This is a genomic window from Corynebacterium humireducens NBRC 106098 = DSM 45392 (genome assembly GCF_000819445.1).
GTDB lineage: Bacteria > Actinomycetota > Actinomycetes > Mycobacteriales > Mycobacteriaceae > Corynebacterium > Corynebacterium humireducens.
Map to the genome: position 1 here is coordinate 750,527 of NZ_CP005286.1, position 26,650 is coordinate 777,176.

General features: G+C 68.9%; 32 protein-coding genes and 1 tRNA gene. 19 read left to right on the forward strand and 14 right to left on the reverse strand.

Annotated features, from left to right (window positions below):
- From B842_RS03810 to B842_RS03840, 7 genes are read left to right on the forward strand one after another with little or no spacing between them, the layout of a single operon-like run.
- The gene (locus B842_RS03810; protein WP_174520283.1) at nt 1-507 is read left to right on the forward strand and encodes a MaoC family dehydratase; all 507 of its coding nucleotides are present in this window, start codon (nt 1-3) and stop codon (nt 505-507) included.
- Complete coding sequence (locus B842_RS03815) at nt 508-1,332, forward strand: HpcH/HpaI aldolase/citrate lyase family protein (protein WP_040085283.1); 825 nt, start codon at nt 508-510, stop codon at nt 1,330-1,332.
- 21 nt (nt 1,333-1,353) lie between these two features.
- Nucleotides 1,354-3,057, forward strand: a complete 1,704-nt coding sequence (locus B842_RS03820) for an AMP-binding protein (protein ID WP_052437725.1) — start codon at nt 1,354-1,356, stop codon at nt 3,055-3,057.
- A complete protein-coding gene (locus B842_RS03825; RefSeq protein ID WP_040085284.1) occupies nt 3,057-3,782 on the forward strand; it encodes a CoA transferase subunit A in 726 nt (241 codons plus the stop codon). Before B842_RS03820 ends, B842_RS03825 begins: the two co-directional genes overlap by 1 nt.
- A 1-nt stretch (nt 3,783) precedes the next feature.
- Entirely contained in the window at nt 3,784-4,455 is a 672-nt protein-coding gene (locus B842_RS03830; RefSeq protein ID WP_040085286.1) for a CoA transferase subunit B, read from the forward strand.
- A gap of 8 nt (nt 4,456-4,463) precedes the next feature.
- Entirely contained in the window at nt 4,464-5,666 is a 1,203-nt protein-coding gene (locus B842_RS03835; RefSeq protein WP_040085287.1) for an acetyl-CoA C-acetyltransferase, read from the forward strand.
- 11 nt (nt 5,667-5,677) lie between these two features.
- A complete protein-coding gene (locus tag B842_RS03840; protein ID WP_040085288.1) occupies nt 5,678-6,448 on the forward strand; it encodes a thioesterase family protein in 771 nt (256 codons plus the stop codon).
- Between the two features lie 322 nt (nt 6,449-6,770).
- On the opposite strand, the gene B842_RS03845 is transcribed toward B842_RS03840, so the two are convergent.
- From B842_RS03845 to rpmB, 11 genes are all read right to left on the reverse strand, one after another.
- Entirely contained in the window at nt 6,771-7,658 is an 888-nt protein-coding gene (locus B842_RS03845; protein ID WP_040084736.1) for an IS5 family transposase, read from the reverse strand.
- Between the two features lie 1,177 nt (nt 7,659-8,835).
- Complete coding sequence (locus tag B842_RS13930) at nt 8,836-10,455, reverse strand: cytochrome b/b6 domain-containing protein (RefSeq protein ID WP_040087301.1); 1,620 nt, start codon at nt 10,453-10,455, stop codon at nt 8,836-8,838.
- Between the two features lie 5 nt (nt 10,456-10,460).
- Nucleotides 10,461-11,441 carry an electron transfer flavoprotein subunit alpha/FixB family protein gene (locus B842_RS03855; protein WP_040085289.1) on the reverse strand — a complete coding sequence of 327 codons (981 nt, stop codon included), beginning with the start codon at nt 11,439-11,441 and terminating at the stop codon, nt 10,461-10,463.
- 8 nt (nt 11,442-11,449) lie between these two features.
- Complete coding sequence (locus tag B842_RS03860; protein ID WP_040085290.1) at nt 11,450-12,223, reverse strand: electron transfer flavoprotein subunit beta/FixA family protein; 774 nt, start codon at nt 12,221-12,223, stop codon at nt 11,450-11,452.
- Between the two features lie 151 nt (nt 12,224-12,374).
- Complete coding sequence (locus B842_RS03865; protein ID WP_040085291.1) at nt 12,375-12,791, reverse strand: RDD family protein; 417 nt, start codon at nt 12,789-12,791, stop codon at nt 12,375-12,377.
- Nucleotides 12,788-13,459 (reverse strand): TetR/AcrR family transcriptional regulator, encoded by a 672-nt coding sequence (locus B842_RS03870; protein ID WP_040085293.1) that lies wholly within the window; start codon nt 13,457-13,459, stop codon nt 12,788-12,790. Before B842_RS03870 ends, B842_RS03865 begins: the two co-directional genes overlap by 4 nt.
- A gap of 46 nt (nt 13,460-13,505) precedes the next feature.
- Nucleotides 13,506-14,288: a putative nucleotidyltransferase substrate binding domain-containing protein gene (locus B842_RS03875; RefSeq protein WP_040085294.1), complete on the reverse strand. Its 783-nt coding sequence runs from the start codon at nt 14,286-14,288 to the stop codon at nt 13,506-13,508.
- Nucleotides 14,289-14,399: 111 nt separating this feature from the next.
- Entirely contained in the window at nt 14,400-14,648 is a 249-nt protein-coding gene (gene rpsR, locus B842_RS03880) for a 30S ribosomal protein S18 (protein WP_040085295.1), read from the reverse strand.
- Between the two features lie 12 nt (nt 14,649-14,660).
- The gene (rpsN, locus tag B842_RS03885) at nt 14,661-14,966 is read right to left on the reverse strand and encodes a 30S ribosomal protein S14 (RefSeq protein ID WP_040085296.1); all 306 of its coding nucleotides are present in this window, start codon (nt 14,964-14,966) and stop codon (nt 14,661-14,663) included.
- 3 nt (nt 14,967-14,969) lie between these two features.
- Entirely contained in the window at nt 14,970-15,134 is a 165-nt protein-coding gene (gene rpmG, locus B842_RS03890) for a 50S ribosomal protein L33 (RefSeq protein ID WP_040085297.1), read from the reverse strand.
- A gap of 3 nt (nt 15,135-15,137) precedes the next feature.
- Complete coding sequence (gene rpmB, locus B842_RS03895) at nt 15,138-15,374, reverse strand: 50S ribosomal protein L28 (protein WP_040085299.1); 237 nt, start codon at nt 15,372-15,374, stop codon at nt 15,138-15,140.
- Between the two features lie 382 nt (nt 15,375-15,756).
- Between rpmB and B842_RS03900 the strand changes: the two genes are divergently transcribed.
- The 7 genes from B842_RS03900 to B842_RS03930 all read left to right on the forward strand — a co-directional run bounded on the left by B842_RS03900 (nt 15,757) and on the right by B842_RS03930 (nt 20,561).
- On the forward strand, nt 15,757-16,023 hold the full coding sequence (locus tag B842_RS03900; RefSeq protein ID WP_040085300.1) for a type B 50S ribosomal protein L31: 267 nt from the start codon (nt 15,757-15,759) through the stop codon (nt 16,021-16,023).
- A 13-nt stretch (nt 16,024-16,036) separates the two neighbouring features.
- Nucleotides 16,037-16,210, forward strand: coding sequence for a 50S ribosomal protein L32 (rpmF, locus tag B842_RS03905; RefSeq protein WP_040085302.1), 174 nt, complete (start codon nt 16,037-16,039; stop codon nt 16,208-16,210).
- A 116-nt stretch (nt 16,211-16,326) separates the two neighbouring features.
- Nucleotides 16,327-17,022: a response regulator transcription factor gene (locus tag B842_RS03910; RefSeq protein ID WP_040087302.1), complete on the forward strand. Its 696-nt coding sequence runs from the start codon at nt 16,327-16,329 to the stop codon at nt 17,020-17,022.
- Entirely contained in the window at nt 17,019-18,479 is a 1,461-nt protein-coding gene (locus tag B842_RS03915) for a HAMP domain-containing sensor histidine kinase (RefSeq protein WP_082028358.1), read from the forward strand. Before B842_RS03910 ends, B842_RS03915 begins: the two co-directional genes overlap by 4 nt.
- Nucleotides 18,480-18,531: 52 nt before the next feature.
- Nucleotides 18,532-19,737 carry a S1C family serine protease gene (locus B842_RS03920; protein WP_373277308.1) on the forward strand — a complete coding sequence of 402 codons (1,206 nt, stop codon included), beginning with the start codon at nt 18,532-18,534 and terminating at the stop codon, nt 19,735-19,737.
- 34 nt (nt 19,738-19,771) lie between these two features.
- Entirely contained in the window at nt 19,772-20,362 is a 591-nt protein-coding gene (locus B842_RS03925) for a MogA/MoaB family molybdenum cofactor biosynthesis protein (protein WP_040085303.1), read from the forward strand.
- A complete protein-coding gene (locus B842_RS03930) occupies nt 20,355-20,561 on the forward strand; it encodes a hypothetical protein (protein WP_040085304.1) in 207 nt (68 codons plus the stop codon). Before B842_RS03925 ends, B842_RS03930 begins: the two co-directional genes overlap by 8 nt.
- On the opposite strand, the gene mscL is transcribed toward B842_RS03930, so the two are convergent.
- From mscL to B842_RS03945, 3 genes are all read right to left on the reverse strand, one after another.
- On the reverse strand, nt 20,562-20,957 hold the full coding sequence (mscL, locus tag B842_RS03935) for a large conductance mechanosensitive channel protein MscL (protein ID WP_040085305.1): 396 nt from the start codon (nt 20,955-20,957) through the stop codon (nt 20,562-20,564).
- Nucleotides 20,958-21,021: 64 nt separating this feature from the next.
- Nucleotides 21,022-21,636 (reverse strand): SAF domain-containing protein, encoded by a 615-nt coding sequence (locus tag B842_RS03940; protein ID WP_040085307.1) that lies wholly within the window; start codon nt 21,634-21,636, stop codon nt 21,022-21,024.
- Between the two features lie 39 nt (nt 21,637-21,675).
- The gene (locus B842_RS03945; RefSeq protein WP_040085308.1) at nt 21,676-22,269 is read right to left on the reverse strand and encodes a 5-formyltetrahydrofolate cyclo-ligase; all 594 of its coding nucleotides are present in this window, start codon (nt 22,267-22,269) and stop codon (nt 21,676-21,678) included.
- Between the two features lie 38 nt (nt 22,270-22,307).
- Here B842_RS03945 and B842_RS03950 point away from each other — a divergent pair, with 38 nt between their 5' ends.
- The 5 genes from B842_RS03950 to B842_RS03970 all read left to right on the forward strand — a co-directional run bounded on the left by B842_RS03950 (nt 22,308) and on the right by B842_RS03970 (nt 26,643).
- Nucleotides 22,308-23,258: a UTP--glucose-1-phosphate uridylyltransferase gene (locus B842_RS03950; RefSeq protein ID WP_040085310.1), complete on the forward strand. Its 951-nt coding sequence runs from the start codon at nt 22,308-22,310 to the stop codon at nt 23,256-23,258.
- Between the two features lie 29 nt (nt 23,259-23,287).
- Nucleotides 23,288-24,562: a molybdotransferase-like divisome protein Glp gene (gene glp, locus B842_RS03955; RefSeq protein ID WP_040085312.1), complete on the forward strand. Its 1,275-nt coding sequence runs from the start codon at nt 23,288-23,290 to the stop codon at nt 24,560-24,562.
- 7 nt (nt 24,563-24,569) lie between these two features.
- Complete coding sequence (locus tag B842_RS03960; protein ID WP_040085313.1) at nt 24,570-25,262, forward strand: GNAT family N-acetyltransferase; 693 nt, start codon at nt 24,570-24,572, stop codon at nt 25,260-25,262.
- 90 nt (nt 25,263-25,352) lie between these two features.
- On the forward strand, nt 25,353-26,492 hold the full coding sequence (sepX, locus tag B842_RS03965) for a divisome protein SepX/GlpR (RefSeq protein ID WP_040085314.1): 1,140 nt from the start codon (nt 25,353-25,355) through the stop codon (nt 26,490-26,492).
- A gap of 78 nt (nt 26,493-26,570) precedes the next feature.
- Nucleotides 26,571-26,643: transfer RNA gene (locus B842_RS03970), tRNA-Ala, on the forward strand.
- Nucleotides 26,644-26,650: the final 7 nt, after the last annotated feature.

Sequence of the window (26,650 nt, forward strand, 5' to 3'; positions counted from 1 at the left end):
ATGACCGACACCGCCGTGATCACCCGCTCCGTCGAGCAGCGGGGCCTGTGGTTCGAGGAGTACGAGGAGGGTGTGCGTTACCTCCACCGCCCGGGCCGCACCGTCACCGAGGCCGACGACGTCGTCTTCACCACCCTCACCATGAACACCCAGCCGCTGCACCTCGACGCCCACTGGTCGTCCGGGCAGCCCGGGTTCGACGGCCAGCGACTGGTCAACTCCATGTGGACCCTGTCCACGGTGGTCGGCCTGTCCGTCTCCCAGCTCACCCTCGGCACCATCGTCGCCAACCTGGGCTTCACCGAGGTCGCCTTCCCGGCCCCGATGTTCCACGGCGACACCCTTTACGCCGAGACGATCTGCACCGGCAAGCGACTCTCCAAGTCGCGTCCCGGTCAGGGGATCGTCGAGCTCGAGCACATCGGCCGTAACCAGCACGGCGACGTCGTCTGTCGCGCAGTCCGCTCCACCATGGTGCGCTGCCGCCCCGAAGAAGGAGAAGAGTAGATGAGCACCTGGATCCCCGCCGGCCCGGCACTGCTGTTCGCCCCGGCCGACCGCCCCGAGTTCTTCGCCAAGGCCGCCGACCGCGCCGACCTGGTCATCATCGACCTGGAGGACGGCTGCCGCCCCGCCAACCGCGAGAGCGCCCGTGAGGGCATCCGCCTGGCCACGCTCGACCCCTCCCGCGTCATCATCCGCGTGAACCCGGCCGGCACCTCCGACCACGTCGCGGACCTCGCAGCCGTGGCCGGCAGCCCCTTCCGCCAGGTCATGCTCTCCAAGACCGAGGGCGCGGCGGACGTCGAGTCCGTCACCCGGGTGCTTCCCGACGCCGCCGTCATCGCTCTCGTGGAGACCCCGCTCGGAGTCCTCCGGGCGGAGGAGATCGCCGCCGCCGAAGGTGTCGTCGCCCTCTTCTGGGGCGCGGAGGACCTCGTCGCCGGCCTCGGCGGCACCACCTCCCGCTTCGCCGACACCACCTACCGTGACGTGCCCCGCTTCGCCCGGGCGCAGGTGCAGCTCGCCGCCGCCGCCCACGGCAAGGCCTCCCTCGACTCCGTCCACGTGGACATCGGGGACATCGACGGCCTCCGTGCGGAGGCCGAGGACGCCGCCGCCCTCGGCTACGTCGGCACCTGCTGCATCCACCCCTCCCAGGTGTCCGTCATCCGTGAGTCCTACCGGCCCAGTGACGAGGACCTCGACTTCGCCCGGCAGCTCCTCGCCGCCGCCGAGCACAACGACGGAGCCTTCAGCTTCAACGGCCGCATGGTCGACGCCCCCCTTTTCCGCCAGGCCCAGGCCATCGTCCAGCGCGCCCAGTCCTGAAACCAGAAAGAAGAAGCAGACATGATCACCAACACCCTCACCACCCGCTCCACCCCGTACGGCTCCATCGTCGTCGACGAGAACGGCAACAAGCTCTCCCACGTCATCGGCTGCACCATCGACCAGGGCGCCGCCCCGCTCCGCGAGGAGACCCTGGGTCAGATGCTCCGCTCGATCGTCGAGAAGTACCCCTCCCGTGAGGCGGTCGTCGACGTCTACGCCGACAAGACCTACACCTACGAGCAGTTCTACAACACGGTTCTCCGCCTGGCGTCCGCCTTCATCCGCCACGGCTACCGCAAGGGCGACCGCATCGGCATCTGGTCCACCAACCGCTGGGAGTGGCTCGTCGTCCAGTGGGCCTGCCACCACCTGGGCCTCATCCTGGTGAACATCAACCCGGCCTACCGTCAGAGCGAGCTCAACTACGTCCTGGCCAAGGTCGGCGTGAAGATGGTCTTCGCCGCCCCGCGCTTCAAGGACTCCGACTACCGCACCATGCTCAACGAGGCCCGCAAGCAGCGCGGCGTCCAGCTGAAGAACATCATCTACTTCGGTTCCACCGACTGGTACGACGCCATCCACGGTGAGATCGACGACCTCTCCGAGTACACCCGCGACCTGGACAACAACGATCCCGTCAACATCCAGTTCACCTCCGGCACCACCGGTTTCCCCAAGGGCGCGACCCTGACGCACCGCAACATCCTCAACAACGGCTTCTTCGTCGGTGAGAACCTCGGCTACACCGAGCAGGACCGCGTGTGCACCCCGGTGCCCTTCTTCCACACCTTCGGCATGGTCATGGGCGTCATCGCCACCTTCACCCACGGTGCCTGCATGATCATCCCGGGCCCGACCTTCAAGTCCCGTGAGACCCTCAAGGCGGTCCACTCCGCGAAGGCGACCTCGCTGTACGGCGTGCCCACCATGTTCATCACCGAGCTGGAGGAGGCCCACGACCACATCGAGTACGGCAGCCCCTACGACCTGTCGACCCTGCGCACCGGCATCATGGCCGGCACCTCCTGCCCGTCGAAGACGATGCGCGACGTCATGACCCAGTTCAACATGGAGGGCATCTCCATCTGCTACGGCATGACCGAGACCTCCCCGGTCTCCTTCCAGACGCGTGCCGACGCCCCCCTGGACAAGCGCGTCAACACCGTCGGCCAGATCATGCCGCACCTCGAGTGCAAGATCGTCGACGAGGACACCGGCGAGACCCTCCCCATCGGCGAGAAGGGCGAGATCCTCGTCCGCGGCTACTCCGTGATGAAGGGCTACTGGGACCACGAGGAGAAGACCGGCGAGGCCCTCACCCCGGACGGCTGGATGCAGACCGGCGACCTCGGCGAGATCGACGAGGAGGGCTACCTCTCCGTCACCGGCCGCCTCAAGGACATGCTCATCCGCGGCGGCGAGAACGTCTACCCGCGTGAGATCGAGGAGTTCCTCTTCACTCACCCGGACATTGTCGACGCCCAGGTCATCGGCGTCCCCGACGAGCGTTACGGTGAGGAGATCATGGCGTGGATCATCCTGCACGACGGCGTGGACGACCTCACCGCCGAGCAGATCGCCGAGTTCGCACACGGCAAGCTGGCCCGTCACAAGGTCCCGCGCTACGTCGCCGTCGTCGACGAGTACCCGATGACCGTCTCCGGCAAGGTGCGCAAGGTCGCGCTGCGCGAGATGGCTCCGAAGGTTCTGGGGTGGCTCTGATGGGAATCGACAAGCGCAGGAACGACGTCCGCGAGCTCATCGCGGAGCACGTCAAGGACGGCATGACCCTTGCCGTCGGTGGGTTCGGACTCTGCGGTGTCCCGTACGTCCTCATCGAGGCACTGCGTGACGTGGGCCGCAAGAACCTCACCATCGTCAGCAACAACATGGGCGTCGACGGCCAGGGCCTCGGCATCCTGCTCGAGAACAACCAGGTCAGCAAGGTGTGCGCCAGCTACGTCGGTGAGAACCGCGAGTTCGCCCGCCAGTACCTCGCCGGCGAGCTCGAGGTCGAGTTCAACCCGCAGGGCACCCTCGCCGAGCGGCTCCGTGCCGGCGGCGCCGGAATCCCCGCCTTCTACACCGCCACCGGTGTGGGCACCCTCGTCGCCGAGGGCAAGCCGACGAAGAACTTCGACGGCCGCACCTACGTCATGGAGCGCGGCATCGTCGCCGACGTCGGCCTGGTCCACGCCTGGCAGGGCGACATCAGCGGCAACCTCGTGTACCGCGCCACCGCCCGCAACTTCAACCCGCTGTGCGCCGAGTCCGGCCTGGTCACCATCGCCCAGTGCGAGGAGATCCTGCCCCTGGGCGGCATCGACCCGGCACACGTGACCACCCCCGGTGTCCACGTCGACCACATCGTCCCGGCGGACGACCGCGAGAAGCCGATCGAGCAGCGGACCACCCGCCCGCGCGCGACCGTCGGAAAGGAGATCTGACATGTCCACCACCACCGTGACCACCAAGGGCTGGACCCGCGACCAGATGGCCGCCGAGGCCGCCAAGGAACTCAACGACGGTGACTACGTCAACCTCGGCATCGGCATCCCGACGCTGGTGGCCAACAACCTCCCGGAGGGCGTCAACGTCGTCCTCCAGTCGGAGAACGGCATCCTCGGCATGGGCCCCTTCCCCTACGAGGGGGAGGAGGACGCCGACCTCATCAACGCCGGCAAGCAGACCGTCACCCTCATCCCCGGCGCCGCGATCTTCGACTCCGCCACCAGCTTCGGCATGATCCGTGGCGGCAAGGTGAAGATGGCCGTCCTCGGCGCCATGGAGGTCTCCCAGTCCGGCGACCTGGCCAACTGGATGATCCCCGGCAAAATGGTCAAGGGCATGGGCGGCGCGATGGACCTCGTCGCCGGCACCCCGCGCGTCCTGGTGCTCACCGAGCACGTCACCCGCGACGGCCAGCCCAAGCTGAAGAAGAAGTGCGACCTGCCGCTCACCGGTATCGGCGTCGTCGACCGGATCATCACCGACATGGGGAGCTTCGACGTCGCCGAAGACCACCTCATCCTGCGGAAGATCGCCCCCGGCGTGACCCTCCGTGACATTGAAGAGAACACCGACGCGAACTACGTCGTCGAGCTGGAAGAAATGGAGTAAGCCCCACCATGAGCAACCTCACCCCCCACGCCGATGACGTCGTCATCCTCGCCGGAGCCCGCACCCCCCAGGGCAAGCTCCTCGGTTCCCTCGCCTCCCTCAGCGCCGTGGACCTCGGCGCCCACGCCGTCCGCCACGCCGTCGAACGCGCCGGCATCCAGCCCTCCGACGTCGACCACGTGATCCTCGGCCAGGTTCTCCAGGCCGGTGCCGGACAGAACCCGGCCCGCCAGACCGCACTCAAGGCAGGCCTCGACCCGCGGGTCGTCGCCGAGACCGTCAACAAGGTCTGCCTCTCCGGCCTCGACGCCGTCATCCACGCCGCCCGCCTCATCCGCCTCGGTGACGCCGACGTCGTCGTCGCCGGTGGTCAGGAGTCCATGACCAACGCCGCCCACGTCGTCCGCGGCGCCCGCCAGGGCAAGGGCTACGGCGCCATGGAGCTCGCCGACACCGCCGAGGTAGACGGCCTCACCGACGCCGCCGAGGGCATCTCCATGGGCGTGCTCACCGAGGGCCCGCTGTCCTCCCTGAACATCTCCCGCGAGGAGCAGGACGAGATCGCCGCCGCCTCCCACCAGCGTGCGGCCGCCGCCCAGTCCGCCGGCGTCTTCGACTCCGAGATCGCCCCCATCTCCATCCCGCAGCGTAAGGGCGACCCGGTGGTCGTCTCCGCCGACGAGGGCATCCGCGCCAACACCACCACCGAGTCCCTCTCCGGCCTGCGCCCCGCCTTCACCCGTGACGGCTCCATCACCGCGGGCAACGCGTCCCCGATCTCCGACGGAGCCGCAGCCGTCGTCCTCACCCGCCGTTCCTGGGCGGAGGAGCGCGGCCTCGACTACCTGGCGGTCGTCGGCGTCGCCGGCCAGACCGGTGGCCCGGACAACTCCCTGCACTCCCAGCCCTCCGACTCCCTCAAGGCCGCGCTCGACCGCGCCGGCTGGGAGGCCGGTGACCTGGACTTCGTCGAGATCAACGAGGCTTTCGGTGCCGTCGCCGTCCAGTCCCTGCGCGACCTCGACTACCCGGCCGAGCAGTGCAACATCTACGGCGGTGCCATCGCCCTCGGACACCCGATCGGTGCCTCCGGTGCCCGCCTGGTCCTCACCGCGGCGCGGGAGCTCGACCGTCGTGGTGCCGGCAAGGCAGGCGTGAGCCTGTGCGGTGGCGGTGGCCAGGGCGACGCCCTGCTGCTGTACCGGAACTAGTAGGGGAGAGCATGAGCAGCCACCTCTTCACCCGCACCGGTGACATCACCTTCCAGCCCACCCGCCACGCGGAGGGAGCCTGGTCGACGGAGGACTACCACTTCAGTTCCCTCGCCGGCCTGATGATCCACGAGATCGAGCGCACCCGTCCCCACAAGGACCTCGTCCTCAGCCGCATCTCCTACGACATCCTCGGTCGCCTCCCGTTCGCGGAGGTCGAGGTGATCGTCGAGACGCTGCGCCCCGGACGCACCATCGAGCTCGTCCAGGCCACCGCCACCATCGGAGGCCGCAGCGTGATCAAGGCCCGCGCCTGGTACCTCGCCACCTCGGACACCACCGAGGTCGAGGCGGTCAGTGCCGAGCCGCTCACCTCCCCGGAGGACTCCGCCGAGCGTGATCTCACCGAACTGTGGGCCGGCGGCTTCATCCGCCAGCTGGAGGTCCGGCAGGCGATGGAGCGTCGACCGGGTCGCGGAGCCACCTGGATCCGCACCCCGAACGTGCTGGTCGAGGGCGAGGAGCCCATCGAGGTCGCCCAGTACTTCACCAGCATCGACGTCGCCAACGGCATCAACCCGCAGCAGGGACCCGAGGAGTGGGCGTACCCGAACGTCGACCTCACCGTCCATCTCTTCCGCCAGCCGACCGGCCCGTGGACCGGTCTGGACACCACCGTCACGTGGGGTGCCGAGGGCATCGGCCTGACCAGCTCCGTCCTCCACGACATCCACGGCCCCGTCGGCCGTGCCGAGCAGAGCCTCACGCTCCGCAAGCTCTGATCCACCTGTAGTCGGGCCCCTTCCTCCGGGAAGGGGCCCTTCTGCATGCTTATCGACGCCCGCTTTCCTCGAGGTGTCAGGGGAGTGCGCAGCTGCGCACTAAAAACATGCGTCTACCAGCTGTTTCGTTTTGTAACTCTGCGAGGAAGCTGTCGTTCAGGAGCGTGCGTTGCGCACCCGTTGTGGCGGACCACGGCCGTCGCGCAGCGTGGTCCGGGAGTGCGCAGCTGCGCACTCTGGGCGGTGTCGGAGCACGCTGTCGGCTCTTGTCAGAGGGCATGGCGGCAGTGTCCGGGGGAGCGCTGTCGACGCCTAGAGGGTGTTACGAAAGTCGTTTCAGCCAGTAGCGGATATTCGCCAACTGCACCGTGGCCTCGAAATGCACCGCTAACTTGTCGAAACGCGTGGCACACCCACGATGCTGCTTGATCCGGTTGATACCCCGCTCCACGGCATTACGCCGCTGGTAAGCCACGGCATCGAAGGCAGGGGGTCGGCCACCGGCCGACCCCCTGCGCCGACGGTTGGCGACCTGGTCCTTCGGCTGGGAGATCGTCGCCTTGATCCCCCGCGCCCGCAACCACGCCCGGTTCGCCCGTGAGGAATACGCCTTGTCCGCCAACACCCGCTCGGGTCGTTTCCGCGGCCGACCACGCGTGGCGGACGGCACCCGGATTTTCTCCAGTACCCGCACCATCTGTGGACCATCACCGGCTTGACCTGGGGTGATCGCAAAGGACAGCACCCCGCAGTCAGCGTCAATGGCCACATGGATCTTGGTCGACCACCCGCCCCGCGAGCGGCCGAACCCATGATGATCCGGCTCCCCCGGGTGGCGGAGGGGGCTGTCTTTCCGTGCACCCGCGGCGTGGATATGTCCACGGGTGGTTGTGGAATCCACGCTGACCTCCCAGGAGAGTTTTCCTTTCTCCTGGGCGTGGGTGAGCAGCCGGGTGTGCACGTTCTCCCATACTCCGTTGGCCCGCAGCCGGGCGAACAGATCGTGGACCCGCCACCAGGGGCCGTAGCGCTCATGGACATCGCGCCACGGGCAGCCGGTGCGGATGCGAAAGAAGATGCCGTTGACCAGGGACCGTAGGTCCCAGGTGCGGGGGCGTCCCCGCCGTGACGGGGCCGGTAGCAGTGGGACAAGCAGGTCCCATTCAGCGTCGGTGAGGTCATGGCGTGCTGAGGGCGGTACAGTAGGCAACGAGGGTTTCCTTGCGAGCGTTGATGATTCGACACCAACAGCGTGCGCGGGGAGACCCTCGTTGCTGTTTATGACACGCCGGTCTCACTCACCGGATTTTCGTAACACGCTCTAGTGGAGTGCGCAGTTGCGCACTAAATACCGGTGTTGACCAGCGGGTTCCCTGGGAAAGGTTCACGGGTTTCGGGGCCTGAGGGCGAGGCGGGGGAGTCCGCAGCTGCGGACTGCAGAGGAGTAGCCCGCCGTTCGTGGAGTGCGCAGCTGTGCACTGTGGGGAGTGCTGGGGTGTGTTGCGGTGCGCCCTCCGAGGGAGCGTTGTCGATGCCTGAAGGAGTGCGCAGCTGCGCACTGAATACCGGTGTTGACCAGCAGATACGTTATTGAACTCTGGAGGGCGTTGCTGCTGAGTGCCCGCAGCGACGGACTGTGACGGTTGCGCAGTGCGCTGACAGATAGTGCGCAGCTGCGCACTGAACACCTGTGTTAGCCAGTGCTTTCGTGGTTGAGCGCAACGGGGATCTGGGCCCGGAGGCCAGCGTGGGAGGCGTTGGTCAGTTGCACGGAAAGGTGCGCAACTGCGCACTCTGTTCAGTGCTGAAAACTCTGTCGCTTGCCGGCAGAGGGCGTGCCGGCAGTGTCCGCAGTGGCGGACCGGGGGGGGGAACGCTGTCGACGCCTGGCGGAGTGCGCTGTTGCGCACTAAATGCCGGTGTTGACCAGCGGATTCGTATATGAACTCTGGAGGGCGCTGCCGCCTGCCGGTCGAGGACATGAATGACAGGAGGTGTAGCAGCGGCGGAGGGCGTCGAAAAGCATGGTCGGGGAGTCCGCAGCGGCGGACGGCGCCACGTGTGCTCGGGGGAATGCAGAAGATCACGGTGCACTGACGATGGGAGTGTCGTCTGCAACGGTGCTCGCCGACGCCCCCCTCCGGAGAACTCGACAGGTACACGTCCACGTTCGAGGACAGCACGCCGAGACGCAGCGATCAGTTCCAATCCACCTTGCGGGGAAAGGGCGGGTCCTTGGGGACTGTCCCGGCCCCAGCCAGAGCGGGTGGAATGAGGATGACTCGTGTACGGGGTGCCGGTTCGCGCCGCTGCCGGCCCCGGACATGAGAAAACGCACCCCGCGCGACGTGGGGTGCGTTTTCTGCAGCACAGAAAGTTGTGGTGGGTTATCTCGTGGTGACCTCCCCGAAAAGTCCGGCGACAGGGGAAATCAGGAGGGGGCGGGCGGCGAACCACGCGCCGGCGGTCACTGCGATGGCGACCAGGAGGACGATCAGTCCGGTCCAGTCCCCGGCGTACACGTCGGGATCAACGGAGCCGCGGGCGGCGAACATGTGGTTCAGGTTCCGCAGTGCGCCGGTGAGGAACACCAGGAGCACGTGCATGAAGATGAAGACCACGAAGTACAGCATCACCGGGAAGTGGACGGCGCGGGCGATCTCAGCCGGGTAGAGGGCGTTGAGCTTCTGGTTGTTCTTGGGCCAGATGGAGCTCATGCGCAGACCGGTGATGATCGCGAGCGGCGCCGCGATGAACACGGTGACGAAGTACGCCAGTTCCTGCAGTCCGTTGTAGTGGACCCAGCCGTTCTCGGTCGGCCAGTCGAAGGAGAGGTACTGGATGCCGGCGGAGAGGGCGTTCGGGAAGACCTCCCAGCTGGTGGGGACGATGCGCATCCACTGGCCCGTCGCGAAGAGGAGCACGAAGAAGACGGCACCGTTGATGACCCAGAGCAGGTCGAGGGCCTGGTGGAACCAGATGGTGAGGCTGATCTTGCCGCCCCTGCCGCTGCGTGCGGTGAAGTAGGCGGGTGGGCGCCGCTCGCCGCGGATCTGCAGGCCGGAGCGGATGATCAGGACCATGAGGAACACGTTGAGGAAGTGCGACCAGGCCAGCCACGCCGGCACGCCGACCGGAGCGGACTCCGGCATCGGTGCCGCACCCGGGTAGCGCTCGACGAACGCCGAACCGGTGTCGCTGCCGAGGAACCAGCGTGCGATGAACATCACGATCACGCCGAGCGGCACGAGCGCGCCCGCGCCGAGCAGCCACTGGACCAGGGTGAAACGTCCGTAACGCTTCGCCTCCGGCTTGGGTGCCGCATGGGACTTCGGCTTCTCGACGCCCGCCGTCTTCTGCGGCGCCACCGGCGCCACCGGCGCTGCGGCACCCGGTGCGGCGGGTGCCGCCGCCGGGGCTGCAGCTGCGGCGACCGGCTCCACGACCGGCTCCGGCTGCTTCTCGACGGCGCGGGTCGTCGTCACCGCTGCCGTCGCGACCTCCGGCCACGGGGCGCCACCGGCCACACGCGGCAGGCCGCGGCGCAGGGTGACCTCCTCGGTGACGGTCTCGACGGCCGGGGCGGCTGCGGCAGCGGGGGTCGCCGGTGCGGCAGGTGCCGCAGCAGCCGGGGCGGCGACGGCAGCCGGTGCCTCCTCCGCCACGGCGGCGACGGGCGTGACCGGGGCAGCCGGGGCCGAGACGGTGGCCGGGGGCCAGGGTTCCCCGCCCGGGACGCGGGGGAGGCCGCGGCGCAGTTCCTGGCTGACGGCGACCTGCGCGGGGGCGGGGGCTGCCACCTCCGGGGCGGCGGCGGCGACCGGTGCCTCGGGGGCGGCCGGGGCAGCCGGGGCGGCAGCGGGCTCAGGAGCAGCGGCGGCCGCGGCGACGACGGGTGCGGCGGGCGGGACGTGGGTGGTCTCCGTCTCTGTGACGGGCGGCCACGGGGCGCCGTTGGGGATGCGGGGCAGCCCCTGGCGGATGCGGGTGGTGACGGTCGTGGACACGGCGATCACGCCTTCCGGGCGTTGATCTCGTCGACGAGCTTGGGGACGATCTCGAAGACGTCACCGACGATGCCGAAGTCGGCGATGTCGAAGATGGGGGCGTCGGCGTCCTTGTTGACGGCGACGATCGTCTTGGAGGTCTGCATGCCGGCGAGGTGCTGGATCGCGCCGGAGATGCCCAGTGCGATGTAGAGGTCCGGGGTGACGGAGACACCGGTCTGGCCGACCTGGGCGGTGTGCTCGACGTAGCCGGCGTCGACGGCGGCGCGGGAGGCACCGACGGCGGCACCGAGGCTGTCGGCGAGGTCGTTGACCAGCGCGAAGCCCTCCGGGGAGCCGAAGCCGCGGCCGCCGGAGACGACGGTCTTGGCGCCGAGGAGCGACGGGCGCTCGGTGTTGATGACGGCGGGCTCGCTGCTCACGACCGACGCGGAGCGACGCTCGGAGGGGGTGAACTCGAGGGGGCTGAGGGTGCCGGCGGCGGCGTCGGCACGCGTGTCGACGGCACCGAGCCGGACGGTGATCGCCGGGGCGCCGAAGGTGGCGGCGGAGACCAGCTGGTAGTTGCCGCCGTAGACGGAGTGGTGGCCGATGATGCCCTCGTCGTCGCGGGAGACGTTGACGACGTCGGTGATGAGCGCGCGGCGGGAGCGGACGGCGAAGCGGGCGGCGATGTCGCGGCCCTCGACGGAGTGAGCGAACAGGACGGCCTGCGGGTGGCAGGTCTCGTCGGCGCTGATGACGGCGTCGACGGAGGGGCCGCCGAGCTGGTCGGCGGGCACCTCGGCGGCGAGGACCTGGGCGGCGCCGAGCTCACCGAGGCGGGTGGCTGCGGCGGCGGTGTCGGCGCCGGAGGTGTGGAGGAACAGGGCGACCGGGGTGCCCAGGGTGGCGGCTGCGCCGAGGAGCTCCGCGGCGTAGGCGGGGATGCCGCCGTCCATCGTGGCGGACACGACGGCGAGGATGGAATCGTCTGCGAACTGCATGGTGGCTCCTAGATCAGCTTGTTCTGTGCGAGGTAGTCGGCGAGCTGGGCGGCGGCCGAGCCGTCGTCGGTCACCTTGATGCCGGCCTCACGGGGCGGGCACTCGGCGACCTGGGTCATGATGGAACGGGGGACGGAGAAGTCCTCCGCGTTGACGCCGAGATCGGCGAGGGTGAGCTGGGTCATCGGCTTCTTCTTGGCGGCCATGATGCCCTTGAAGTTGGGGAAGCGGGCGTCGGGGAAGGACTCCGTGATGGAGACGACCGCCGGGAGCTCCGCGGTGAGGTTGAGCACGCCGTCGTCGGAGGCGCGGGCGCCGGAGACGGTGCTGTCGGTGGCCTCGAGGGTGGTGAGCTGGGTGAGGTGGGGGCGGTCGAGCCACTCGGCGATCATGGCGGGCAGGACGCCGCCGTTGCCGTCGGTGGAGAGGTTGCCGGCGACGACGAGGTCGTAGTTCTCACGCTCGATGGCCTTCGCGAGGACCTCGGCGGTGAGGGAGAGGTCGGCGCCGAGGAGGGCCGGGTCGTTGATGTGGACGGCGGCCTCGGCACCCATGGCCAGGCCCTTGCGGATGCTGGCGACGGCGGACTCCGGGGCCATGGACATCACGTCCACGGTGTGGTCGCCGGTGCCGGCGAGTGCCAGGGCGGCCTCGACGGCGCGCTCGCAGATCTCGTCGAGCACCGGGTCGCTGGCGGCGCGGTCCGCGAGGCCGGTCTCCAGGGAGATCTTCCGCTCCCCGAAGGTGTCGGGGACCTCTTTCACTAGTACGACGATGCGCATGGTGTGCTCCTGTTCATTCTGTGCTTGGGGGCCCTTCCGGACCATCTCAGTTAATGCTGATTAACTAAAATAATGCACAAATGTGAGCCACGCAACTAAAGGCCAGAAAAGTGACCCCGACCTCGGGATTCGAGATCGGGGTCAGGGTGCGTCACAGGGGCAGTGAACAACCCGTGCCACGTTGGATGACGGTGCTCCCGGCGGCCCTGTCCGCCCACGAGCGGTTGTCCGTCGCGAGGAGGGCGGAGACTCCCACGGCCACGGCGAACAGCGAGTACCAGGGCACCGCCGGCGACAGCATGCCCAGCGGAATCGGCAGCAGCAGCCACAGGTGGCGGATCAGCGGGGCCCAGCGGGGGCCGGTGACGTCGATACGCACGAGCATCTTGCCGGGGCTGCGCCGCCACAGCAGCTCAGGTACCGCACGCAGCGCCCACGTGATCGCCAGGAGTGCCGGCGCCGGGTCCACCCCGGCAGGCTCTGGCGCGCCGACGGCGACGTACACGACATAGGCCAGGGCGACGTCGACGAGGAACGCGACCAGGCGACGCGCCAGGCAGCTGCTCACCCGGCGGTCTGCTCCGCGATCAGCGTGAGCGTGCGTGCCACGCGGTCCTCCGGGGCCTCGGCGTGGAGGACGTCGAGGGCGGCGTCGGCGAGCATGACCGCGATCGGCGGCAGCGAGTCCGTGGACAGCGGGGCGGCGGGGGTGCCGTCGTTCCCGCGCATCTCGATGACGGAGAGCGCGATGTGGAACGGCAGATCCGCCCGCGGGTCATCCGGGCCCACGATCGAGGACGCCAGGGAACGGAACAGGTCCCGCAGCTCCGTGCGCTGCGCGTGGTACTCCGCGAACTCCGGGGACGCCGCGACAGGCAGCTGGTAGAGGCGGCCGATGTTCCAGCGCGTCGACAGCAGCAGGCGGGCCTCTGCGGCGACGAGCGCCCACAGCCGCATGGAGGGGGAGATGTCGGAGTCGCCGAGCGCGGTGGCCAGCTCGGTCGAGGGCTCGATCGTCGACTTGAGCAGCGTCAGGAAGATCTCCGTCTTCGACGGGAAGTGGTAGTACAGCGACGCCTGCCGGATGCCCACGGCATCGGCGATCTGGTGCGTCGACGTGGAGGCGAAACCCTGCGTGGTGAACAGCTCGGCGGCGGCGTCGAGAATCTCCTCACGCGCGGTGGAGCCCTGGCGGCGCGGGCTGTTCTTGCGCGGCCGTCCGACTGCACGGGCCATGCGGGACTCCTTCCTCCGGGTTTCTGTTCGTCTAAAGATACCAGCGTCAGGCGAGGGCGACGCCGTGGCGCCCTGCCAGCGAACGCAGGACACCCGCCACCATGCGGGCCGCCGCGCCGTACGCGCTGCGGTGCAGCGCAGGCAGATCACCCAGCGTGACGTCCTGCTTGTCGACGCGGTCCGCCCACCGCCGGAACTGCAGCGCCAGGGCCGTCTCCCACGCCTGTGCCAGCGCCTCCGCCTCGTCCTCGGTGAGCGCACCGGCCTCCAGGCCCGCCGAGAGCCGGTCCAGCGTCGACCGGGCGCCGGGGGCCGCCCAGCGGGCGACGTCCGAGATCGGCTGCAGCAGCGTCGCCGGGATGTCCACCGGCATGTCCGAGTCCGGCAGGCCGTCGGCGATCTGCAGCGCCGGCGGACGGTGCGCGACGGCCAGCTCCAGCAGGGGGCGCTGCGGGGTGGGGGAGGGGACCAGGCCGGCGTCGATACGCGCGGCGTCCGTCACGGCGGTGTCGCCGCCGACCTCCAGCCCGGCGGACCGCAGGAGCCCGGCGAGGGCGGCGTCCTCGCCGAACCACTCCACCGGGGAGCAGGGCAGGGCGTCGCCGCGCGCGTGGGCCCCCGTCAGCGTCACCGTGGAGGCGACCGCCGGGCACCGCAGGGTGTCCCGCACCACGCCGGAGAACCACCCGGTCAGGGCGGTCTCCGGGGTGCGGTGGTCGAGCGCGTTGCGCAGCAGCTGCTGGGCCTCGCACAGCACCCCCCGGGCGGTGGTGGTGGACGTGGACAGCGGGGCCTGCTCGGCGAGGTCACGCAGGGACTGGTGCAGCATGTCCTCGAAGATAACAAAAACCGCCCCGCCCGAGATTATCGGGCGGGGCGGTACTTTTACCGTGTCACGCAGCCAGCGGCAAAAGTGCGCTGTTGCGTCCTGTCAACCGGTTTAGCGGCTGGTGAACGGCAGGAGAGCCATCTCGCGTGCGTTCTTCACGGCGGTGGCGACCTGACGCTGCTGCTGCGGGGTCAGGCCGGTGACGCGGCGGGAACGGATCTTGTGGCGGTCAGAGATGAAAAGACGGAGGGTCTTGACGTCCTTGTAGTCCACCTTCTCAATGCCTTCGGCCTTGAGCGGGTTCTTCTTGGGGCGGCGGGACTGCTCCATCCGCTGCTTACGGGGGTTGGTGCGCTTCATGGTGGCCACTCCTTACCAGCTGGACTTACGGACGCCGGGAAGCTCACCGCGGTGAGCCATCTCGCGCATGCGGACACGGGACAGACCGAACTTGCGGAGGAAACCGCGGGGGCGACCGTCGTGGGAGTCGCGGTTGCGGACGCGCACCGGGGAGGCGTCACGCGGCTGACGGTTCAGCTCGAACTGTGCGTCGAGACGATCCTCGTCAGAGGTGTTCGGGTGGTTGATGATGGCCTTGAGCTCAGCGCGACGCTCGGCGTAGCGGGCGACGATTTCCTTGCGCTGCTCGTTCTTGGCGATCTTGGACTTCTTGGCCATAGATTATCGCTCCTCGCGGAATTCGACGTGCTTGCGGGCGATCGGATCGAACTTCATCAGCGAGATGCGATCGGGGTTGTTGCGCTTGTTCTTACGGGTGACGTAGGTGTAACCGGTGCCAGCCGTGGACTTCAGCTTGATGATCGGACGAATGTCATTACGTGCCATTAGTTAGATCTTCTCCCCACGTGCACGGATCTTGGCGACGACGGACTCGATGCCGTCGCGGTCGATGACCTTGAGACCCTTGGTGGAAACGTTCAGGGTGATGGTACGGCCCTCGGAGGGCAGGAAGAACCGACGACGCTGCACGTTGGGGTTCCAACGGCGCGAGTGGCGTCGGTGCGAGTGCGAGACGGTCTTGCCGAACTGCGGCTTACGTCCCGTGACCTGGCAAATAGCCGACATGGGTTTTCTTTCTCCTAGCCGCCCACGTCGAAAAGCATGCAAGGACCGCGCCGCACCGATGTTCTTCCTCGTACCCTCGTGACTGAGTACAGGATCGGGGCGCAGTCTATGGCCAGCTGACGGGGCGTAGACGTTTACTTCGACAACAGCAAGGGACAACTCTACAGGCCGAACCCTCCAGAACCTAATCCCGTGTTCAGGGGGCGGCCGACGGTGACCCATAGCACGGAATTTCAGAATCCGGCATCCGGGGAGTACCATGGTCCGAGTTGTCAATCTCCAACCCAACTCAGGCACGATCCGGGCCTCTGGAACACCTCATGTAGCAGGTGTGTACGCGCGGAACCGACCTGATGTTCAATCCTGAGGGAATCGAGACTTCATGAAGAAGGATATCCACCCCGACTACCACCCGGTGGTCTTCCAGGACGCCGGCACCGGCTTCAAGTTCCTGACCCGTTCCACCGTCACCTCCGACCGCACGGTCGAGTGGGAGGACGGCAACGAGTACCCGCTGATCGTCGTTGACGTCACCAGCGAGTCCCACCCGTTCTGGACCGGTGCGCAGCGTGTCATGGACACCGCAGGCCGCGTCGAGAAGTTCGAGAAGCGTTTCGGTGGCATGGCCCGCCGCAAGAAGAAGGCTTAGGAGGTAAGAAACCATGGCAGTCCCCAAGCGCAAGATGTCCCGCGCCAACACCCGCATGCGTCGCTCCCAGTGGAAGGCCGACAACGTCGCCCTCCAGGAGGTCAAGATCGACGGTCAGACCGTCCGCATCCCGCGTCGCCTCGTCAAGGCCGCACAGCTGGGCCTCGTCGAGGTCGAGCAGTTCTAGGTCCGTCCCCGTGTCAGCCCGGACGCTGACACGCTGACGTGACCGGCACCGGTCCCCTCCGCCTGAAGTGGAGGGGGCCGGTGTTTTCGTTTTCACACTGGTACATAATGGGTGTCATGAAAATTCTCGTGGTGGACGATGAGCAGGCCGTCCGTGAGTCCCTCCGTCGTTCCCTGATCTTCAACGCGTACGACGTGGTGCTCGCGGAGGACGGGGTGGAGGCGCTGGATCTCATTCCCCGGGAGCAGCCCGACCTCGTCATCCTCGATGTGATGATGCCCCGGAAGGACGGGCTGGAGGTGTGCCGCACGCTGCGCAGCACCGGGTTCGACAAGCCCATCCTCATCCTCACCGCCCGCGACGGCGTGGCGGACCGGGTGGCGGGCCTCGACGCCGGCGCCGACGACTACCTCCCGAAACCCTTCGCCCTCGAGGAGCTCCTGGCCCGCGTGCGCTCGCTGCTGCGCCGCGCCCACGTGGACAGCACCGCCGGGACCGAGGCCGAGAAGGACCTCGCCTTCGAGGATCTGCGCATGAACACCGAGACCCGGGAGGTCACCCGGGGCGACCGGGCCATCAGCCTCACCCGCACGGAGTTCTCCCTCCTCAACCTGCTCATGAGGAACCCGCGCCGCGTGCTCCCGCGCGCCACCATCCTCGAGGAGGTCTGGGGCTACGACTTCCCGACGTCCGGCAACGCCCTGGAGGTGTACATCGGCTACCTCCGCCGCAAGACGGAGGCCGAGGGTGAACCCCGTCTCATTCACACGGTCCGCGGCGTCGGTTACGTCCTGCGGGAGAACACTCCGTGACACTGCGCCGGACGGCGCTGCACGGCCCCGCCGATCACGCGGATGAGGCGACCCCCTCCTCCGTCGCCGCGGGCCGTACCGGTTCCTGGGCGGAGGGCACCCCGCTCCGGTGGCGTCTGGCGCTGCTGACGTTCGCCGGCGTGGCCCTCGCCGTCGGCGCGATGACCCTCCTCACCTACTGGTCGGTGACGACGGCCCTGACCGTCGGCGTCGACCGTGACCTCGACTCCCAGGCGACGGTCCTGCTCAACAGGACCGTCGACCCCTTCTACCTCACCAACCTGGAGGGGGAGATCCAGCAGTTCAAGGCCTTCCACCCGGACACCCGGGTCTCCATCTCGCCGCCCGGCTGGTCCTTCTCCCGGGGCGACGTGATCCCCGTCGGCGGTGAGGTCCACGGTGCCAGTGGTTCGGAGCGGCGTTCGGTGCGCACGGTCGGCAATGAGCGGATCCTGTCCCGCTCGGACTCCGTCGGCGGCACGGTGGTCCTGGCGAAGGACATGAAGGCCACCCACGACCTCATCACGACCCTGGCCAGCGTCCTGCTCATCATCGCGGCGTCAGGCACCATGCTGGCGATCGCCGCGGGCACGCTCGTGGCCACGGCGGGCCTCAAGCCTCTGAAACGTCTGCAGCGGGCCGTCGACTACGTGGCCGAGACGGACGATCTCCGCCCCATCGCGGTGCAGGGCAACGACGAGATCGCCCAGCTGACCAGGTCCTTCAACAAGATGCTCGGTGTGCTGCAGGAGTCCCGCACGCGGCAGTCCCAGCTGGTGGCCGACGCCGGTCATGAGCTGAAGACGCCGCTGACGTCGATGCGCACGAACATCGAGTTCCTCATGATGCTCAACCGCCCGGGGATGGGCGACCGCATCTCCGAGCAGGACCGGCAGGACCTGGAGCGGGACGTCCTGGCGCAGATGACGGAGCTGTCCACGCTCATCGGCGACCTCATCGACCTCTCCCGCGAGGACGCGGGGGAGACCGCCCGGGAGCCCGTCGAGCTCGATGCCGTCATGGAGTCCTCGCTGGAGCGGGTCCGTCGTCGTCGCAGTGACATCGACTTCGACGTCGACCTCATCCCGTGGAACCTCGTCGGCGACCAGTTCTCGCTGGGGCGCGCGACCCTCAACCTCCTCGACAACGCCGCGAAGTGGTCACCGCCCGGGGGCGTCGTGCGGGTCCGCATGACACAGCTTTCCGACGACCGCGTGCAGCTCTCCTTCGCCGACTCCGGCCCCGGCATCCCGCCCGACGACCGCACACGCGTATTCGAGCGCTTCTACCGTTCCCCGGAGGCGCGTTCCCAGCCGGGTTCGGGCCTGGGGCTGGCGATCGTCAAGCAGACGGTGGTGCGGCACGGCGGCACCGTCCGCGTCGAGGAGAGCGATGACGGCGGGACGATGGTCGTCATGGAGCTGCCCGGTAAACCGCAGGTGGAGGCATCCAGGTAACGTACAGAAAGGCCGCAGGGGCGGCCCAGAGGGGAAGAGGACAATGACAGACATGAATAATGACCCGACCACCCCGACCACGGGGCGTTCCCCCGGGGACGACTATCAGCAGGTGACCTCGCCCTACCAGTGGCAGACGGCGGAGGGGCCGCAGGAGCCCGCGGGGGAGGGGAAGCCCTCCGGGAAGCGGACCGTCGGACTGGGTACCGCCCTGGCTCTCATGCTGGTCGGTTTCATCGCCTCCGGGTCCATCGTCGGCCTTGTCGCCGCGAACTCGGGCTCCGGCGCGGATGACGCCGGCGTGGTCAACTCCCTCCGTGAGCCCAGCGCCCCCGCCCCCGACACCCCGGTCGGCGGCGTCGAGCAGGTGGCCGCGGACGTGCTGCCCGCCGTGGTCTCCCTCCAGGTGGCCACGCGCATGAGCGCAGGGGAGGGGTCCGGGTCGATCATCTCCTCGGACGGCTACGTGCTGACGAACCACCACGTGGTCTCCGGCGCCGACAACCAGTTCGGGCAGATCAACGTCACGCTCAACGACGGCCGTTCCCTCCCCGCCGACTACGTGGCCTCCGACCCCGCGACCGACATCGCGGTGGTGAAGATCCGGGACGCCTCCGGTCTGCCCGTCGTCCAGTTCGGTGACTCCGAGCAGCTCCGCGTGGGGCAGGAGGTGGTGGCCATCGGCTCGCCGCTCGGGCTGAGCGCCACCGTCACCTCCGGCATCGTCTCCGCGCTCAACCGCCCGGTCCGGGCGTCCGACGCCGGCGGGGAGTCCTCGCTCATCGACGCGATCCAGACCGACGCCGCCATCAACCCCGGCAACTCCGGTGGTCCGCTGGTGGACATGAACGGGCGCATCGTGGGCATGAACTCCGTCATCGCGTCGCTGAGCTCGGGCGGGGAGGCCGGGTCGATCGGGCTCGGCTTCGCGATCCCGGCGAACTTCGCCAAGCGGGTCGCCGACCAGCTCATCACAACCGGACGGGCGACCCACCCGATGATCGGCGTCCAGGTGGCGGCCCGCCGGGACGTCGACGGTGCGTTCATCGCGTCCGTGGAGCCGGGCGGTCCGGCGGACCGGGCCGGGCTGCAGGCCGGGGACGTCGTGCGGCGGGTGAACTCGCGCGTCATCGACCACTCGGACGCACTCGTCGCGGCCATCCGTTCCCAGGAATTCGGGCAGACGGTGACCCTGGAGGTTCTGCAGCCGGATACGGGGCAGAGCCGGCAGGTAGAGGTTACGCTGACCTCAGAGTAGATTCAGACACATTAGACAGAAGTAATCTCAGACGATGGAGAACACCGTGCACACCGCCGAAGAAATGCCACGAACGTCCGCGCTACTCGACGTGGCGGACCCGGACGAGGCCTTCCTGCTGGCCACCGAACAGGAGGAGACGGTCCCGGCCCGTCGGCGCGCCCTCGTGGTGCTCGTGTCCGATCATGTGCTCGGGTCCGGGGAGGACACCGACCGCCTGGTCACCGAGCTCCTCATGGAGGCCGGTTTCGCCGTCGACGGTGTCCTGTCCGTCCGTTCGAAGAAGTCCCAGATCCGCCAGGCCATCGAGACCGCCGTCGTCGGCGGCGTCGACCTCGTGCTCACGGTCGGCGGCACGGGCGTCGGTCCGCGGGACCGCACCCCGGAGGCCACCCGCTCCGTGCTGGACCAGCTGGTGCCGGGCATCGCCCAGGCGCTGCGTGCCTCGGGCCTGGCCTGTGGCGCCATCGACGCCTGCACCTCGCGTGGCATCTCGGGCGTCTCCGGGTCCACGGTCGTGGTCAACCTCGCGGCCTCCCGGGCGGCGGTGCGCGATGGCATGGCGACGCTGACCCCGCTGGTCCACCACGTCATCGACCAGCTGCAGAAGCACACCGTTGAGTAGCCGCGAGCGGCGGCCGCGCCGCCGGGTGGTGCGTCCCTCGGATGCCCCCAGCATCGACAGGGACGCAGACCGCCCGGACTCCCTGTTCAGGGGTGCCCGGGCGGCCGATGAGGAGAGGGAGGTCATCCTCGACCCTGAGATCGAGGACTCCGTCTCCGCGGAGGAGTTCTGGCGCGAGCAGCGCCCTCCGCACTACTGACTAGCGCTTGAGCAGGTCACGGATCTCGGTGAGCAGCTCGACGTCGGTCGGCTGCGGCTCCTCCTCGTCCTGCTTGATGCCGCGCTTGGCGGCGGCGATCTCGTTGAGCTTGTTCATCGGCGCGACGATGACGAAGTAGACGACGGCGGCGATGAGCAGGAAGTTGACGGCGGCGGTGATGACGGCGCCGAAGTCCAGGAACGTGGCGTCGTTGCCGGAGACGATGTGGAAGCCGAGGCCGGACATGTCGTTGTTGCCGAGGGAGGCGATCAGCGGGTTGATGAGGTTGTCGGTGAAGGCGGTCACGATGGCGGTGAATGCGCCGCCGATGACCACGGCCACAGCCAGGTCAATGACGTTGCCGCGCATGATGAATTCCTTGAAACCCTGGAACATCTGAGATCCTTCCGTGTGGAATCTGAAATTGCTTAAGAACGAGAGCACTCTAAACCAGTTTCCCTCATTTCGGGAGAGTCGGCGTGAGAACCACCGCGAGAGGGGTGCCCAGGGACGCCGCCGCCACCCGGTGGGCGTCCTCCTCCGGCAGTCCGATGAGCAGGGTGCCTGGTGACTCCCGGGTGTCGGCCAGAATCACCCTCCCACCTGTGGCGATGACGTCCGTTCCGGCCCGGTCATGTCCGTCTGTGACCACATTGACGACATCCCCGTGGTGCAGCAACGGCAGGATCTCAGGTTCCGCGAGTCGCAACGGCACCATCGTCGTGATGTTCCCCACAAAGCTCCCCGACAGGTCCTTCCCCACGAAGCGGGACAGCGTGGCGACCTCCCCCGCCTCCGCGGCAGCGGCGAGGACGCGCCCCTCCACCTCCGCCGGATCACGCAGGGCGGAGGCGGGCAGCAGGTGCCCGGGGACGGTGACCGGGTGGACGTCGTCACGCGACACCACCTCCCCGGCGGGGACCGCCCGGGTGAACACCAGGGCCCGCGGACCGGAGGAACCGGCGTCGCGGAGAGCGAGCAGGAGGGCGGCGAGAAGGAGGACGGCGGCCAGCGCCCGGCGGAGCAGGACGGAACGGCGCCAGCCGGGCGTGCGGAGGACGGAGAACAGGCTCATGCAGTATTGGACTGCCCCCGCCCCCGGAAGGTTCCCCCGTCAGGAGAAGTGACGCACCCCGGCGGGGGTGATCGCCATGTCGACGGGCATGTCATGGTCCTCGACGGGGATGTCGTCGCGGATCTCCCCATTGTAGAGGAGCACCGCCGTACGGGGCGGATCATCCGACTCCGCGAACCGGGCCAGGGCACGGTCGTAGAAACCGCCCCCCTTGCCCAGGCGGATGCCCTCCGGGGAGACACCCAGGGCCGGGATGAGGATGAGGCGGCACGAGTCGATGGCGTCCGGGCCGAGCCGCTCGCCGGTCGGCTCCGAGATGCCGAGCGCCCCCGGGCTCAGGGCGAGACGACCCTGGTAGAGGGCCCAGTCCAGGCGGCCGCCCGGGAGGGAGACCGGCAGGAGGAGGGAGGAGGCCTCGCCGTGGAGGGCGTCGAGAAGCAGGGAACCACCCGGCTCACCCGGCAGCGGCGAGTAGGCCGCGACGGTGGTCTCGTCGGGGGTCATGGAACGCAGGAGGGCGGCCGCGTGGGCGATGATCGCGGAGTCCTCGGCGCGGACGTCCTCCGCGGACATGCCCCGGCGCGCCTGGGTCAGCGACGCCCTCAGAATCGACTTCTTCTCCCGGATGTTCATGACACCAAGCGTAACCGTGCGGGGTAGGGTGTTGCTTTATGAGCTTGTCACCCTCCGCCCATCCACACGGCGTCAAGACCGTCATCGTGCCGGCTGCCGGCCTGGGGACCCGCTTCCTCCCCGCCACCAAGACGGTGCCGAAGGAGCTCCTGCCGGTGGTCGACACCCCGGGTATCGAGCTGATCGCAGAGGAGGCCAACGCCCTCGGCGCCTCCCGTCTGGCGCTCATCGTCGCGCCGAACAAGCAGGAGGTGCTGCGGCACTTCGAGCACTTCCCCGACCTCGTCGAGACCCTCTCCGAGCGGGGCAAGACGGATCAGGTGGAGAAGGTCCAGCGCGCCGGGAAGCTGATGACCCCGGTCGCGGTCGAGCAGGAGAAGCCGCTCGGACTCGGCCACGCCGTCGGCCTGGCGGAGAGCGTCCTCGACGACGACGAGGACGTCGTCGCCGTCATGCTTCCCGACGACCTCGTGCTCCCCATGGGCGTGCTGGAGAAGATGGCCGCCGTCCGCGCCCAGCTCGGCGGTTCCGTGCTGTGCGCCGTCGACGTGCCCCGCGAGGACGTCTTCAACTACGGCGTCTTCGACATCAAGGACATCCCCGCCGACTGCGGCCTCGACAGCGAGGACGTCAAGCGCGTCGTCGGCATGGTGGAGAAGCCGGACCCGGAGGACGCCCCCTCCACCTTCGTCGCCACCGGCCGCTACCTCCTCGACCGCGGCATCTTCGACGCCCTGCGTCGCACGCAGCCGGGCAAGGGCGGCGAGATCCAGCTCACCGACGCCATCGAGACGATGATCCAGGAGGGGCACAAGGTCCACATCGTCGTGCACCGCGGCAAGCGCCACGACCTGGGCAACCCCGTCGGCTACATCCCGGCCTGCGTCGACTTCGGCCTGTCCCACCCGCAGTACGGCCCGGCTCTCAGGCGCGCGATCACCGAGATCCTCGCCGAGCACGAGGCAGCTGAGACCTCCGCGGGAGAGTAGGTCCTCCCTGACCAGACAAGGAGTGTGCAGTGCGTTCCGTTGAGCAGCAGCTCGCGCTCGTCACCGATGCCGCGGTCACCCCGGAACCCGTCCGCATCGCCATCGCTGACGCCCTCGGCCTCATGTGCGCCGAGGAGGTGCAGGCCACCCGCCCCCTGCCCGGCTTCCCGCAGGCCGCGATCGACGGTTACGCCGTGCGTGCCGTCGACGTCGGCGGCGAGAAGGGGCTGAGCCCCCGGGTGACCGACCCGGACGCCCCGGCGGAGCCGCTCGAGCGTTCCCTGCCCGTGGTCGGCGAGGTCGCGGCCGGCTCCCAGCAGCCGATCCGCCTGCAGCCGAAGCAGGCGGTGCGCGTCCACACCGGTGCACCGCTGCCGACGCTCGCCGACGCCGTCCTCCCCCTCGAATGGACCGACCGCGGTCGGAGGCGTGTCACCGCCCAGCGGGTCGTGCGTTCCGGTGACTTCGTGCGCCGCACCGGCGACGACATCCAGCCGGGTGACGTCGCCGTCACCGCGGGCGCGATCCTGGGGCCGGCGCAGATCGGTCTGCTGGCCGCCGTCGGCCGTTCCAAGGTGCTCGTCTACCCGCGTCCGCGTCTGTCGGTGATCTCCGTCGGCCGGGAGCTGGTGGACACCGACCGGGAGCCGGGGCTCGGCCAGATCTACGACGTCAACTCCTATGCGCTGGCCGCCGCCGGCAAGGAGGCGGGCGCCGACGTCCACCGCGTCGGCATCGCGGTGGGTGAGCCGCGTCGTCTGAGGGAGATCGTCGAGACGCAGATCCAGCGCAGCGAGGTCATCGTCCTCTCCGGCGCGGTCGGCGGCCAGGGGTCCAGCCTGTTCCGTTCGGTGCTGGAGGAACTCGGCGACATCGACACCTCACGCGTCGCCATGCACCCCGGCTCGGTCCAGGGCTTCGGACTGCTCGGCGCGGAACGCATCCCCGTGTTCCTGCTGCCCAGCAACCCGGTGTCCGCGCTGGTCACCTTCGAGGTGCTGGTGCGTCCGCTGATCCGTACGTCGCTGGGCAAGCGCAACACCGCCCGCCGCGTGGTGCGGGCCCGCGCCCTCAACCACATCGCCTCCCGCGAGGGACGACGCGGCTACATCCGCGCCCGTCTCATGCGTGACGCCGAGACGTCCGACTACCTCGTCGAGGGCATCGGCGCCGCCACCGGCGCGCCCGCCCACCTGCTCGCCGGCCTGGCGGAGGCCAACGCCCTCATCCGCGTGCCGGAGGAGGCGACGGAGATCCGCCCGGGGGACATCGTCGACGTGATGTTCCTGGCACAGGGCAGCTGATCGACAGGTGTTCGACCCCTTCGGCCTGGCGACCCGGTCCTTCCGGGAACCCGGGAGCGGACCACGTGGCATGCTCCACCCCGGATGGCCCGAATCGACGCCCACGGTGCGGCTCCCGGACGGCGGCCGTCTGCGCCTGCGTCCCCTGACCAGCCGCGACGGCAACGACTGGCGGGAACAGCGGCTTCTCGACGAGTCCTACCTCCGCCCCGTCGAACCCACCGCCCCCGACGGCTGGGAGGCCGCCCACTCGCCCTCGGCGTGGTGGAACTTCTTCTCCGGCCTGCGCGACGCCAGCCGCAGGGGCCAGGTCGTGCCGCTGGTCATCGAGCTCGACGGCCGGTTCTCCGGGCAGGTCACCCTGGGCACGATCCAGCACGGCAGCATCTCGGACTGCTGGATCGGCTACTGGGTGTTCTCCGCGGCGCAGGGCAGGGGAGTGGCCACCGCGGCGTGTGCGCTGGGCACCGACCATGCTTTCCGACGCGTCGGCCTCCACCGCGTCACCGCCACCTACCTGCCCGACAACCCGGCGTCCGGCCGGGTGCTGGCGCTCAACGGCTTCCGCGACGAGGGGTACCTGCGGGGGAACCTGCACATCGACGGCCGCTGGCGTGACCACCACTTCGTGGCGCAGAACGTCGAGGACCACCGGGAGTCGTGCGTCGAGAGATTGCGCCGCAGTGGCCGATTGCGGTGACACCCTTCGGCGTGGCGGGAGGCACACCCGCCGTCACGTCGATACCCTTGACTGGAATCCCTGTCCCCGTCCGAGGAAGGTGCACGACACGTGTCCAATGGCCTGATCATCATCCTGATCATCGTGGTGTGGCTGTTCGTGCTGGCCCCGCTGCTGATGCGTGGGCAGAAGTCGATCCGCCGGGCCGGTGAGGCCTTCGACGACACCCGCGTCATCCACGAGGGTGGCTCCGGCGACCTGCCGGCCCGTCGTCGTCCGCGGCTCACCGCCGCCGACGTCCGTCCCACCCCCCGCACCGAGCCCGAGGAGGAGGACCTGGAGCTCGTCGGCGTCGATGAGGTGCTCATCGACGACCCGGCCCGTCCCTCCCGCAGCTTCCGGGGCCTGTTCACCCGGCAGACGGGGGAGGAGACCGACGTGGAGGCGGAGCAGGAGGTCGAGGTCGTCGACGGCGACATCGTCCACGAGCTCGAGCCGGGTTCCCGGGTGGAGGCCGACGAGGAGGACTCCGCCGTCGTGGTCGCCGCCGTCGGGGAGCCGGAGGACGAGTGGGACGAGGAGACCACCTACGCCTACGACGACTCCTACACCTCCCCGGGTGACCTCATGTACCCCGACCCGGTGGACTCCGTCGTGGAGGACGCTGAGGAGGACGTGGAGGACGAGGACTCCACGCGTGCCGGGGACATCGGGGACGCCGAGCTGCTGGAGGACGCCGACGACCTCTCCGAGGAGGACATCGAGTTCGCCGAGCACCGCGCCGGACGCGGCGGCTGGGACCCGGTCGCTGACGCCGAGTACTCCCTCACCCGTTACCAGCGCCGCCAGCGCACCCTCATCGGACTGGGCGTGGCCGTCGTGGCCACCGCCGTCCTGGCAGTCGTGCTCGGCGGCTGGGCCTGGGCTCTCGCCGGCGTCACGGTGGCGGTCTCCGGTGCCTACCTGATGGCCCTGCGTACCCAGGTCCGCGAGGAGCAGGCTCTGCGTGCCCGCCGCATCCGTCAGCTGCGTCGCGCACGCTTAGGGGTGCTCAACGCCGCCGACGAGGAGCTGGCCATCCCGCGTCGACTCCGCCACCCGGGCGCGGTCGTCCTCGAGCGTGACGACGAGTCCCCCGACTTCGACCACCTGCCCCTCGGCGAGCTGCACCTCAACGACGAGCCGGCCCCGACCCCGACGCGGGTCTTCCGTCGCCCGGAACGTTTCTCCGACGACCGTCGCGCCGGTTGATCCCCGCGCTCTCACCAGCTGTTCCGCACGTTGCCACCGGTGGTGGTGACGTGCGAAAATGATTCCACAGTCGGATAAGGGGCTATAGCTCAGTTGGTAGAGCGTCGCGTTCGCAACGCGAAGGTCAGGGGTTCGATTCCCCTTAGCTCCACAAAGCG

Excerpts from the sequence above, each read along its gene's own strand:
- B842_RS03810 (WP_174520283.1), top strand. The coding sequence starts at position 1 with ATGACCGACACCGCCGTGATCACCCGCTCCGTCGAGCAGCGGGGCCTG.
- B842_RS03815 (WP_040085283.1), top strand. The coding sequence starts at position 508 with ATGAGCACCTGGATCCCCGCCGGCCCGGCACTGCTGTTCGCCCCGGCC.
- B842_RS03820 (WP_052437725.1), top strand. The coding sequence starts at position 1,354 with ATGATCACCAACACCCTCACCACCCGCTCCACCCCGTACGGCTCCATC.
- B842_RS03825 (WP_040085284.1), top strand. The coding sequence starts at position 3,057 with ATGGGAATCGACAAGCGCAGGAACGACGTCCGCGAGCTCATCGCGGAG.
- B842_RS03830 (WP_040085286.1), top strand. The coding sequence starts at position 3,784 with ATGTCCACCACCACCGTGACCACCAAGGGCTGGACCCGCGACCAGATG.
- B842_RS03835 (WP_040085287.1), top strand. The coding sequence starts at position 4,464 with ATGAGCAACCTCACCCCCCACGCCGATGACGTCGTCATCCTCGCCGGA.
- B842_RS03840 (WP_040085288.1), top strand. The coding sequence starts at position 5,678 with ATGAGCAGCCACCTCTTCACCCGCACCGGTGACATCACCTTCCAGCCC.
- B842_RS03855 (WP_040085289.1), bottom strand. The coding sequence starts at position 11,441 with ATGCAGTTCGCAGACGATTCCATCCTCGCCGTCGTGTCCGCCACGATG.
- B842_RS03860 (WP_040085290.1), bottom strand. The coding sequence starts at position 12,223 with ATGCGCATCGTCGTACTAGTGAAAGAGGTCCCCGACACCTTCGGGGAG.
- B842_RS03870 (WP_040085293.1), bottom strand. The coding sequence starts at position 13,459 with ATGGCCCGTGCAGTCGGACGGCCGCGCAAGAACAGCCCGCGCCGCCAG.
- B842_RS03875 (WP_040085294.1), bottom strand. The coding sequence starts at position 14,288 with ATGCTGCACCAGTCCCTGCGTGACCTCGCCGAGCAGGCCCCGCTGTCC.
- rpsR (WP_040085295.1), bottom strand. The coding sequence starts at position 14,648 with ATGAAGCGCACCAACCCCCGTAAGCAGCGGATGGAGCAGTCCCGCCGC.
- rpsN (WP_040085296.1), bottom strand. The coding sequence starts at position 14,966 with ATGGCCAAGAAGTCCAAGATCGCCAAGAACGAGCAGCGCAAGGAAATC.
- rpmG (WP_040085297.1), bottom strand. The coding sequence starts at position 15,134 with ATGGCACGTAATGACATTCGTCCGATCATCAAGCTGAAGTCCACGGCT.
- rpmB (WP_040085299.1), bottom strand. The coding sequence starts at position 15,374 with ATGTCGGCTATTTGCCAGGTCACGGGACGTAAGCCGCAGTTCGGCAAG.
- B842_RS03900 (WP_040085300.1), top strand. The coding sequence starts at position 15,757 with ATGAAGAAGGATATCCACCCCGACTACCACCCGGTGGTCTTCCAGGAC.
- rpmF (WP_040085302.1), top strand. The coding sequence starts at position 16,037 with ATGGCAGTCCCCAAGCGCAAGATGTCCCGCGCCAACACCCGCATGCGT.
- B842_RS03910 (WP_040087302.1), top strand. The coding sequence starts at position 16,327 with ATGAAAATTCTCGTGGTGGACGATGAGCAGGCCGTCCGTGAGTCCCTC.
- B842_RS03920 (WP_373277308.1), top strand. The coding sequence starts at position 18,532 with ATGAATAATGACCCGACCACCCCGACCACGGGGCGTTCCCCCGGGGAC.
- B842_RS03925 (WP_040085303.1), top strand. The coding sequence starts at position 19,772 with ATGGAGAACACCGTGCACACCGCCGAAGAAATGCCACGAACGTCCGCG.
- mscL (WP_040085305.1), bottom strand. The coding sequence starts at position 20,957 with ATGTTCCAGGGTTTCAAGGAATTCATCATGCGCGGCAACGTCATTGAC.
- B842_RS03940 (WP_040085307.1), bottom strand. The coding sequence starts at position 21,636 with ATGAGCCTGTTCTCCGTCCTCCGCACGCCCGGCTGGCGCCGTTCCGTC.
- B842_RS03945 (WP_040085308.1), bottom strand. The coding sequence starts at position 22,269 with ATGAACATCCGGGAGAAGAAGTCGATTCTGAGGGCGTCGCTGACCCAG.
- B842_RS03950 (WP_040085310.1), top strand. The coding sequence starts at position 22,308 with ATGAGCTTGTCACCCTCCGCCCATCCACACGGCGTCAAGACCGTCATC.